This window comes from Microvirga sp. P4_G7, from assembly GCF_056401005.1.
On sequence record NZ_JBFUKD010000047.1, the window covers coordinates 1 to 11,394 of the forward strand.

At 63.8% G+C, this 11,394-nt stretch carries 7 protein-coding genes; 5 read left to right on the plus strand and 2 right to left on the minus strand.

All coding sequences use genetic code 11. From position 1 onward, the window contains the following. The 3 genes from ftsH to AC1DT3_RS04540 all read left to right on the plus strand — a co-directional run. The coding region (ftsH, locus tag AC1DT3_RS04530; RefSeq protein ID WP_477464051.1) for an ATP-dependent zinc metalloprotease FtsH at positions 1-1,325 on the plus strand (1,325 nt) is incomplete at its 5' end. A gap of 219 nt (positions 1,326-1,544) precedes the next feature. After that, entirely contained in the window at positions 1,545-2,885 is a 1,341-nt protein-coding gene (gene glmM, locus AC1DT3_RS04535; RefSeq protein ID WP_477464052.1) for a phosphoglucosamine mutase, read from the plus strand. Between the two features lie 259 nt (positions 2,886-3,144). After that, positions 3,145-3,885: an outer membrane protein gene (locus AC1DT3_RS04540; RefSeq protein ID WP_477464053.1), complete on the plus strand. Its 741-nt coding sequence runs from the start codon at positions 3,145-3,147 to the stop codon at positions 3,883-3,885. Between the two features lie 34 nt (positions 3,886-3,919). Here AC1DT3_RS04540 and AC1DT3_RS04545 read toward each other — a convergent pair whose 3' ends face one another. After that, positions 3,920-7,063 (minus strand): efflux RND transporter permease subunit, encoded by a 3,144-nt coding sequence (locus AC1DT3_RS04545; protein WP_477464054.1) that lies wholly within the window; start codon positions 7,061-7,063, stop codon positions 3,920-3,922. Positions 7,064-7,151: 88 nt separating this feature from the next. Next, positions 7,152-8,420 (minus strand): efflux RND transporter periplasmic adaptor subunit, encoded by a 1,269-nt coding sequence (locus AC1DT3_RS04550; RefSeq protein ID WP_477464055.1) that lies wholly within the window; start codon positions 8,418-8,420, stop codon positions 7,152-7,154. Between the two features lie 232 nt (positions 8,421-8,652). On the opposite strand from AC1DT3_RS04550, the gene AC1DT3_RS04555 reads away from it, so the two are divergent. Continuing rightward, complete coding sequence (locus AC1DT3_RS04555; RefSeq protein ID WP_477464056.1) at positions 8,653-9,825, plus strand: phosphoserine transaminase; 1,173 nt, start codon at positions 8,653-8,655, stop codon at positions 9,823-9,825. Positions 9,826-9,954: 129 nt separating this feature from the next. Next, on the plus strand, positions 9,955-11,394 hold a 1,440-nt coding region (serA, locus tag AC1DT3_RS04560), incomplete at its 3' end, for a phosphoglycerate dehydrogenase (RefSeq protein ID WP_477464057.1).

Consider the following 11,394-nt stretch of genomic DNA (forward strand, 5'->3'; position numbering starts at 1 on the left):
GTACGGGTAAGACCCTGACGGCGCGCGCCGTCGCGGGCGAGGCCAACGTGCCGTTCTTTACGATTTCCGGTTCGGACTTCGTCGAAATGTTCGTCGGCGTCGGCGCGAGCCGCGTGCGCGATATGTTCGACCAAGCCAAGAAGAATGCCCCCTGCATCATCTTCATCGACGAAATCGATGCGGTCGGTCGTCACCGCGGCGCCGGTCTCGGCGGCGGCAACGACGAGCGCGAGCAGACCCTCAACCAGCTCCTCGTGGAGATGGACGGCTTCGAGGCCAATGAAGGCGTGATCATCATCGCGGCGACGAACCGTCCCGACGTCCTTGATCCCGCACTTCTGCGCCCAGGTCGTTTCGATCGGCAGATCGTGGTCCCGAACCCGGATGTGGTCGGCCGCGAAAAGATCCTGAAGGTGCACGTCCGCAAGGTGCCGTTGGCGCCCGACGTCGACCTCAAGGTCATCGCGCGCGGCACACCGGGTTTCTCCGGCGCCGATCTGATGAACCTCGTCAACGAGGCGGCCTTGCTCGCGGCACGTCGCGGCAAGCGCATCGTCACGATGAACGAGTTCGAGGACGCCAAGGACAAGGTCATGATGGGCGCGGAGCGCCGCACCCTCGTCATGACCGACGACGAGAAGCGCCTGACGGCCTATCACGAGGCTGGCCACGCGGTCGTCGCCCTCAACGTCCCCGCGACCGATCCGGTTCACAAGGCGACGATCATCCCGCGCGGCCGTGCGCTGGGCATGGTCATGCAGCTGCCCGAGCGCGACAAGCTCTCCATGAGCTACGAGCAGATGACCTCGCGCCTCGCCATCATGATGGGCGGCCGTATCGCCGAGGAGATGATCTTCGGTCAGGACAAGGTGACCTCCGGTGCGCAATCCGACATCGAGCAGGCGACGCGTCTCGCCCGCATGATGGTCACGCGCTGGGGCTTCTCGCCCGAACTCGGCACAGTCGCCTATGGCGAAAACCAGGAAGAAGTGTTCCTCGGCATGTCCATGGGACGCCAGCAGAACATCTCGGAAGCGACCGCGCAGAAGATCGATTCGGAAGTCCGGCGTCTGGTGGAGGGCGGTCTGCTCGATGCCCGCCGCATCCTGAGCGAGCGCAAGAACGACCTCGAGGCGCTCRCCAAGGGGTTGCTGGAATACGAGACTCTGTCCGGCGACGAGATCCGCAACCTGATCGACGGTCAGCCGCCGATCCGGGATAACGGTGAGACGGCGAGCCCGACGCGGGGATCCCCCGTTCCGTCCGCGGGCCGCAACCGGCCCCGTGAGACTGACGGCGGAATGGAGCCGCAACCGCAGGCCTAGCCCCGTTCGATCCCGACATTCGAGAACGCCCGCCGTCACGGCGGGCGTTCTTGTTTGTCGCCCTTTTGAAGTAATTCGGCGACTCTCCGGCTATCCCGTTGTAATAATTGCTCATCACTTGTGATGGGGTGTCCGACACCCGATCCTTGACCCTTGCCCCGGGGCTTGCTTTGTCAGGCCCACGAAGCGCCGCGGCGCGCCCGACCTGGAGAGAAGCACGTGCGCAAATACTTTGGGACCGACGGGATCCGCGGACGCGCCAACGGCGTGATCACTCCCGAACTGGCGCTGAAAGTCGGCCAAGCCGCTGGCTTGATCTTCCAGCGCGGCGACTACCGCCACCGGGTCGTGATTGGCAAGGATACCCGTCTGTCGGGCTACATGATCGAATACGCGCTGGTCGGCGGCTTCACGTCGGTCGGCATGGACGTGCTGCTTCTCGGCCCGATGCCGACCCCCGCCGTGGCGATGCTCACGCGCTCCATGCGCGCCGATCTCGGCGTCATGATCTCGGCCTCCCACAACGCCTACGAGGACAACGGCATCAAGCTGTTCGGCCCCGATGGGTTCAAGCTGTCCGACGACGTGGAGCATGAAATCGAGGCTTTGCTGGGAAGCGATCTGACGTCCCGCCTCACCGGCTCCGCCGATATCGGCCGGGCRAARCGCRTCGASGGCGTKCATGMCCGCTATATCGARTTCGCCAAGCGCACCCTGCCGCGGCACGCCGATCTCGAAGGCATGCGCATCGTCGTCGATTGCGCCAACGGCGCCGCTTACAAGGTCGCGCCGGAAACGCTCTGGGAGCTCGGTGCGGAGGTCGTCGCCATCGGCGTCGAACCCGATGGCTTCAACATCAATCGCAAAGTCGGCTCGACCGCGCCCGAGGCCCTGATCCAGAAGGTCAGGGAGACACGTGCCGATATCGGCATCGCTCTCGACGGCGACGCGGATCGCGTCATCGTCGTCGACGAAAAGGGCAATGTGGTGGACGGCGATCAATTGATGGCCGTCGTCGCCCGCGCATGGAAGGAAGACGGTTTTCTCAGTCAGCCGGGAATCGTCGCGACGATCATGTCCAATCTCGGTCTTGAGCGCTTTCTCGGCGACATGGGCCTCGATCTCGTGCGCACGGCGGTCGGGGATCGCTACGTCCTCGAACATATGCGCGCGCACGGCTTCAATCTCGGCGGCGAGCAATCCGGCCATATCATCATGTCGGACTATGCGACGACCGGTGACGGCCTCCTCGCGGCGCTGCAGCTTCTCTCGGTGGTGAAGCGCCTCGATCGGCCGGTCTCGGAAGTCTGCCATTGCTTCGAACCGCTGCCGCAGATCCTGAAGAACGTGCGCTACAAGTCCGGCCAACCCCTGCAGCAGATTTCAGTGACGACGGCGATCGACGCCGCGCGCGAACGGTTGGGCAAGGACGGCCGCCTCGTCATCCGCCCGTCGGGCACAGAACCGGTCATCCGCGTGATGGCCGAGGGCGACGACCGTGACCTCGTGCTGCGCGTGGTCGACGATGTGGTCGAGGCGCTAACTCGCGCGGCGGCGTAACCTTTCGATCGACGTTCTGCACGCCCCCCAGCACGTCATGGCTGGGCCTGTCCCGGCCGCCTCGACTGGAAATGCGCCCCGCCTCACGACGCGAGGTCACCGGCACGTGGCCGGGGATGACGAGCGGGAGGGGTGGAGCGAGCGTCCGTTTCTCCGAACGGTCGGAAAGTTCGCATTAAGGTTAAGCGCCCCTTAATCACTTTGCTCCAATGTCACAGCACGTCGGCCTTCGAGGCCGTATGCCGTGGGGAGCTTTGACTTGCGCCGAACGATGCCGATCCTTGCCGCGGCGATGAGCCTTGCGACGTCCTGTGCGCTCGCAGCCGATCTCCCGCCGGCGCCGATCCTCGACGATAGCGACGATGGTCCGGGGTCGGGCTGGTATTTGCGCGGCGATATCGGTGGGACGGAGATGCTCGTGCACCGCCGCACGCGGGATCTCGGTTTTGAGAGCGTCCCGGCGATCGGCCGTCCCCGCGTCGATCGCGGTTTCACGCTCGGGGGAGGTATCGGCTATCAGTTCGGCTCGTGGCTTCGCGCCGAAATTGCCATTGACGAGCATTTCGCAGCGTCTTACCGCGGCGGCCATCTCGGTCTCGGCGGCGCGACAGGCATCGATCGAGGCGACTTCTCCGCCACGACTTTCATGGCCAACGCCTATCTCGATCTTCCCCTCGTGTCCGGAATAACGCCGTATGTCGGCGCCGGCATCGGATTGTCCCGCAATCGGATCGCGGGAGCGGAGCGCTGGGTCTACGGTGCCGGGGGCGAACTTACGGGTGTGGCCGCGCTAGGCTCGCACACCAACACGACATTCGTCTGGGCTCTCATGGCCGGCGTCGCGTTCGATCTGACGAGCCATCTCAAACTCGATCTGGGCTATCGCTATACACGCCTCGGCGATGCCCGCACGCGCTTCGGCGACGATGCGACGCCGATCCGCGTGCGTGCGATCGACGGACATGAGGTGCGCATCGGCGCGCGCTACGTTTTCGATTGAGCGTTTCGGCGGGCGTCGATCGCCCGCCGCCATCCTATTCCGCCGGATGATGTGGCGCTCGCGGCTCTTCGCCGTGCGGCACCGACCCGGTGTCCTTGCGCAGCTTTTCCAGAAGTTCGCTCACATAGGTCGATGGCTTGGTGAAGCCGCCGAGCAGCAAGTAAATCGCCGGGATCACGAGGACCGTCAGAAGCGTCGAGACCGTGACGCCGCCGACGATCACCGAGCCGATGGCGCTGCGTGCCTCGGCACCTGCACCCGTCGACCAGGCGAGCGGAATGGCGCCGCCGATCATCGCGATGGAGGTCATCAGGATCGGGCGAAGACGCATGACGGACGCTTCGACCACCGCGTCGCGCACCGAATACCCGCGCTCGCGCAACTGGTTCGAGAACTCGACGATCAGGATGCCGTTCTTCGTCATCAGGCCGATGAGCAAGATCATGCCGATCTGGCTGTAGATGTTGAGCGTCTGCCCGGTGATGACGAGCGCCAACAGACCGCCCGTCACCGCCAGCGGCACGGTGAGCATGATGATGAACGGATTGATCCAGCTCTCGAACTGTGCCGCCAGCACCAGGAACACCACCAGGAGCGCCATGGCGAAGGTCATGTAGATGGCGCCGGTCGAGTCCAGGAAGTCTTTCGACTGGCCGTTATAGCCGATGCGCACCTCGGGCGGCAGGTTGTCGCGAACGATCTGCTGCAGGATCTCGAGCCCTTCGCCGATCGACGTTCCCGGTGCGAGCGCGGATTGGATCGTGATGGAACGCAAGCGATCGAACCGGTTGAGCGCCTGCGGCGCGGCCGATTCCGAAAGGGTCACGAACGAGGAGAGCGGGACGAGGTCGCCGTTGGCGCCACGGACAAACGTGTTGGTGAGATCGTTGGGCGTCGCCCGGTCTTCCGGGCGCGCTCGCATGATCACGGGATATTCGTCGCCTCGGCTGACAAAGGTGGAAACTTCGCGCTCGCCGAACATCAGTTCGAGCGTGCGTCCGATATCCTCCACGGAGATACCGAGATCGGCAGCGCGGTGGCGATCGATCTGCACGCGGATGTCGGGCTGCGACTCGCGGTAGTTGGAATCCAGATTGACGAAGCGACCGGTTTCTTGCGCCTTCTGCATGACGATGTCGCGCCAATCGCGAAGGGTGTCGTAGTCGGGTCCGCCGATCACGAATTGAATGGGTTGACCGAAACCGCCCGCGCCGCCGAAGGCCGGCGGGTTGACGACCGAGGCGCGCGCGCCAGGAAAGGCCGATACTTTCGGCGTGAGCTGGGCGACCAGTTGCTGCTGGCTGATCGTTCGATCCTCCCATGGGACGAGACGTACGATCACGATGCCTTCGTTCACGGGGGACGGCCGTGCGAAGCCCGGTGCGACCTGGCTCAACATGGAGGACACGATGCCCTGCTGCTGCAGCGGCAGGAGAACCCGCTCGACTTCCTTCACCCGGTCGCGCGTGTAGTCCAGGCTTGCGCCTTCAGGCGCCTGTAGCCTGACGATGATGGCGCCCCGGTCCTCCGTCGGCGCGAACTCCTTCGGCAACATCTGGAACAGACCGTAGGCCGACAGCGAGACGAGGACGCCGATGAACAGAATGATGAACGGCGCCCGCAGCGCCCGTGACAGGAGCCAGCGGTAGCCGTTGTTCATGCCCGTGAAGAAGGGCTCGGTCATGAGCTGAATGCGCCCGTGGGCCGGAACCATCAGCTTGGAGCAGAGCATCGGAGTCAGTGTCCGCGCGACGACGCCGGAGAAGAAGATCGAGGCGGCGAGCGTGATGGCGAATTCGCGGAACAACTTGCCCGTGTTGCCTGTCATGAAGGCGAGCGGCACGAACACCGCCATCAAGGTCGCGGTGGTGGCGATCACGGCAAATCCGATCTCGCGTGCGCCGTCGAACGAGGCGAGCAACGGAGGCTGTCCGTCTTCGATGCGGCGATGCACGTTCTCGATCTCGACGATGGCGTCGTCCACGACGATGCCGATGGCGAGCACGATGGCAAGGAGCGTAAGCACGTTGATGGACGCGCCAAAGAACGACATCACCATGAAGGCCGCGATGATAGACACCGGGATTGCCGCCATGGCGACGATGGTCGAGCGCCAGTCGCGCAGGAAGAGCAGGATGACCAGGATCACCAGAGCGACACCTTCGACCAGCGTGTGCAGCACGCCGTCGATCGAGGCCCGGATGAATTGGCTCTCGTCGTAGAGAATTTCGGTCGTGGTGCCGGGCGGCAAAGAAGCCTTCAGCCCCTCGAGTTCGGTGCGTACGTTGTCGGCAACGGAGAGGGTGTTGGCGGTCGATTGGCGCACGATGCCGAGGCCGATGGCGGTTTCGCCCGATTGATAGAATTCGAAGCGGTTGTCCTCGGCTCCGACCTCGACCCGCGCAACCTCGCCGAGCCGCACGAGATAGCCGTTCTTGTTGGTGACGATCACCTGCGAGAACTGTTCCGGCGTCGACAACCGGGAATCCGTCTTGACCGTGAACTCGCGCTGGTTGGATTCGACGCGGCCACCGGGGAGCTCGACGTTTTGGCGCTTGATCGCCGTCTCGACGTCTTGCACGGTCAGACCGCGCGCCGCCAGCGCCGGACGGTCGACCCACACGCGCATCGCGAACCGCCGTTCACCGCCCAGATAGACGTTGGCGACGCCCGACACCGTCGAAAGCCTGTCGACGTAGACCCGCTTGAGAAAGTCGCTGAGTTCGAGGGAATCGAGCGTCGAGGACGTGACGCCGATCCACATGATGGCCTGCGCGTTGGCGTCGACCTTTCGCACGACGGGCGTTTCGGCTCCGTCGGGCAGGCGACCGGCGACGCGCGATACTGYGTCGCGCACATCCGACGTCGCAGCTTCAGGCTCGCGCGTGACCTCGAATTCGATCGATACCGATGACCGGTCGTTCTGGCTCTGGGACGTGATTTGCCGAATGCCTTCGATGCCGGCGACGGCGCCTTCGATGGCTTCCGTCACGCGGCTCTCGATCACTTCGTTCGACGCGCCGCGATAGACGGTCGACACCGACACGACCGGTCGGTCGACTTGCGGATATTCCCGCACTGGAAGATTGATCAACGAAGAGATGCCGCCGACAATCAGCAGAAGGCTGACGACGACAGCGAAAACAGGGCGGCGGATGAAGAGGTCTGAGACCTGCATGACGCTGTTCGTTCCAGTTCGCGCGAAACGCTAATTTACAGTCTTCATGCGGCGCACCCTCGGAGCGCGCGCCGCCATTCGATAGGCTTCAGTTCCGTTCGGCCGCGTTCGCGCTACCGATCGGATGGGGCAGATTGACAGAGCTGCGCGAGGGCTGCGAGGCCTGTGGCGCGCTGATTGGTGCGGGCGGCGCTTCGGAGCCGATTTGACGCGGAATGACCGTCGCACCAGCGCGGACGCGCTGAACGCCGAGCACGACGATCGTCTCGCCCGGCTTCAGTCCCTCGATAATTTCCGCTTTGCCGCCTTGCCGCTGACCGAGCCGCACGACGCGCCGCTCGACCTTGTTGTCCTTCACCGGATAGACGATGTGGCGCAAACCCTCGCTGACGATCGCCTCTTCGGGGATCATCACGGCGTCGTCCTTCGTCATCACCTCGAGAGTGACTGTCAGGAACATGCCGGGTTTGAGCGCTTCGTCGGGATTATCGAATTCCGCCGTCAGCTTGACGGAGCGCGTCACGGCATCGATCCGCGGATCGATCGTCGCGACGGTTCCCTTGAACGTTCTGCCCYGATAGGCGGCGGACGCGGCGTTCACGACCTGGCCGGGCTTCAGGCGCCCGAGGACGTTCTCCGGAACCGAGAAATCGAGACGCACGCGTGACAGGTCGTCGAGTGACGTGACGCGGGTGCCGGGCGAGATATAGGCGCCGAGCGAGACCGAGCGGGTGCCGACACGGCCGGGGAAGGGGGCGCGGATCGTCAGATCCTGCAGGCGTGCCTCGGCCGCCTTGCGTTGAGCCTGAGCCGCGGCCATGGCGCCTTCGAGGGACTTCACCTGTGCGGTGAGATCCTCCACCTGGGCCTCGGTGCCGGCACCGGATTTGCGCAGCGCCATCGCACGATCGAGCTTGATCGAGACCTCGTTGCGAAGGGCGACGGCACGGTTGGTTTCCGCGGTGGTCTGCTCGATGTCGGCGCGTCGCTCGGCGGCGTCGAGCTGGATCAGCGTATCGCCGGCATTGACCTTCTGTCCTTCGTCGAAGCCGATCTTGTCGATCACACCTGCAATCTTGGCAGTCACGATGATCGATTCGTAGGCACGGAGCGTGCCCACCGCTTCGCGGGTTTCGACGATGCGGCCGGTCTTGACGACGTCGACATCCACTGTTGCCGGGCCGGGTGCCTGACCGCGACCACGGGCCGAGCCCGAGGCGCTCTGCCCCTCACCCTTTGCCAGATAGGAGCCGACAAGCGGCGCTTTTGCCAGATAGCCTCCCTGGTAGGCATACCAGCCGCCAGCGCCCGCAATACCCAATGCGGCGATGACGGCGAGCTGACCGGACAAACGCATGCTCGCTCCTCGGGGTCTCTATTGTCGGCGTTCTGCTAGCATAATACGTGCCAGCCGCCATGTCCTTAATGTAGAACTCTGTCCTAGCGTAGAACCGACCCGCGATCATATTACGATTTCGTAATCTCAACGGTTCTCAATTCTTCTTGACCGGGTCCTGCTGCTCCGTCATACCCATCGGCGGGACACCTCTCCCCACCGAGAGGCGCCCATCTGTAAGGATGGAAGCAAAATGACCAATATGCCTGCCGCGCGCCCTCGTGCGCCTTTTTTCTCATCCGGCCCCTGCGCGAAGCGCCCCGGATGGTCTCTCCAAAATCTTAAAACCGACGCGCTTGGACGCTCGCATCGCGCCAAGCTCGGTAAAGCGCGCCTCAAGCTCGCCATCGATCTCACCCGCGAGGTCCTGGGCGTTCCGGCCGATTACCGCATCGGCATCGTGCCGGCGTCCGACACGGGCGCCGTCGAGATGGCGCTCTGGTCGATGCTCGGCGCACGTCCGGTCGAGATGCTCGCTTGGGAAAGCTTCGGTGAAGGATGGGTCACCGATGTGGTCAAGCAGCTCAAGCTCGACGACGCCAAAGTGACGACCGCCCCTTATGGGGAACTGCCGGATCTGACCAAGGTCGATACGAAGTACCGCGACGTCGTCTTTACGTGGAACGGCACTACCTCCGGCGTCCGCGTCCCCAACGCGAACTGGATCGCGGCCGACCGTGAAGGCCTCACCATCTGCGACGCGACGTCGGCGGCTTTTGCGCAGAAGCTCGATTTTACCAAACTCGATGTGGTCACCTTCTCGTGGCAGAAGGTGCTCGGCGGCGAGGCGGCGCACGGCATGCTGATCCTGTCGCCACGGGCGGTGGAACGGCTTGAAACCTACAAGCCAGCCTGGCCACTCCCGAAGATCTTCCGCATGACGAAGGGCGGCAAGCTCATCGAGGGTATCTTCGAAGGCGAAACCATCAATACGCCCTCGATGCTCTGCGTCGAGGATTATATCGATGCGCTCGAATGGGCGAAGTCGATCGGCGGTCTCGACGGGCTTCTGGCCAAGGCGGATGCCAACGCGAAGGTCATTCACGATTGGGTCGCCAAAACGCCGTGGATCGCCAATCTCGCGAAGGACAAGGCCAACGCCTCGAACACGAGCGTATGTCTCGTCGTCGCCGACCCGGACGTCGTCGCTAAGGGTCCCGACGCTGTGGCACAGGTCGCCAAGGGCGTCAGCGCGGCCCTCGAGAAGGAAGGCGTCGCTCTCGACATCGGCGCCTATCGCGATGCTCCTCCCGGACTTCGCATCTGGTGCGGTGCGACGGTCGAAGTCTCCGACCTCGAAGCTCTGACGCCGTGGCTCGATTGGGCCTTCGCGCAAGAAAAGGCGAAGCTCGCGAAAGCGGCCTGACCTTCCGATACCGTCATCCCCGGGCATGGTCCCGGGGATCCACGATTGTCCCGATACGTGAGCCTGCGATGCCCGGTCACCATGAATGGTCGGGGCACGTCCGGCCATGACGCAGCAAGGTTTTCCGACATGACCAAACCCCGCGTTCTCATTTCCGACGCTCTCTCGCCCGCAGCCGTTCAGATCTTCAAGGATCGCGGCATCGACGTCGATTTCCAACCGGACCTCGGCAAGGACAAGGACAAGCTCGCCGCCATCATCGGCGATTACGACGGCCTCGCCATCCGTTCCGCCACCAAGGTCACCGCCAAGATCCTGGAGAAGGCGACGAAGCTGAAGGTAATCGGCCGCGCCGGCATCGGCGTCGACAATGTCGAGATCCCCGCCGCGACGGCGAAGGGTGTCATCGTCATGAACACGCCGTTCGGCAATTCCATCACGACCGCCGAACACGCAATCGCCATGATGTTCGCGCTCGCGCGCCAAATCCCGCAGGCCGACGTTTCGACGCAGGCTGGCAAGTGGGAAAAGAACCGCTTCATGGGTGTCGAACTCACCGGCAAGACGCTCGGCGTCATCGGCTGCGGCAATATCGGTTCGATCGTCGCCGATCGCGGCATCGGCCTGCGCATGAAAGTGATTGCCTTCGATCCCTTCCTGTCGCCGGAGCGGGCGCTCGAGATCGGCGTCGAGAAGGTCGAACTCGACGATCTTTTGCGCCGCGCAGACGTCATCACGCTGCACGTGCCGATGACGGAAAAAACCAAGAACATTCTCTCCGCAGAGAACATCGCGAAGGCCAAGAAGGGCGTCCGGATCGTCAATTGCGCCCGCGGTGGATTGGTCGACGAGGCAGCATTGCGCGCGGCGCTCGATTCAGGTCATGTTGCCGGTGCTGCATTTGACGTGTTCACCGAAGAACCGGCCACCAGCAATCCTCTTTTCGGTCATCCGAACGTTGTGTGCACGCCGCATCTCGGTGCGGCGACGTCTGAGGCGCAGGAGAACGTCGCGCTGCAGGTTGCCGAGCAGATGTCGGATTACCTGCTGCAGGGTGCCATCCAGAACGCGGTCAACTTCCCGTCGATCACCGCAGAGGAAGCGCCGCGCCTGAAGCCGTTCGTGACGCTCGCCGAAAAACTCGGCTCGTTCCTCGGTCAACTGACGGAGGCGCCGATCAAAGGCATCCGCATCGAGTACGAAGGCGAAGTCGCGGAAATGAACACCCGTGCGCTCACATCGGCCGCCGTCACCGGCGTGCTGCGTCCGTTCCTGCAAGACATCAACATGGTGTCGGCTCCAATCGTCGCGCGGGAGCGCGGCATCGTCATCGAGGACGTCAAGCGCGATACCGCGGCGCGCGACTACGAGAGCTTCATCCGCATCATCGTCGAGGCCGAGGACATGTCGCGCCACGCCGGCGGCACGGTGTTCCAGGACGRCAAGCCGCGCGTCACGGAAATCCGCGACATCCTCGTCGACGCGGAATTCGCGCCCAACATGATTTACGTGCGCAATGCCGACAAGCCGGGATTCATCGGCAGCTTCGGCACGCTGCTCGGCGCCTCC

Excerpts from the sequence above, each read along its gene's own strand:
- AC1DT3_RS04555 (WP_477464056.1), top strand. The coding sequence starts at position 8,653 with ATGACCAATATGCCTGCCGCGCGCCCTCGTGCGCCTTTTTTCTCATCC.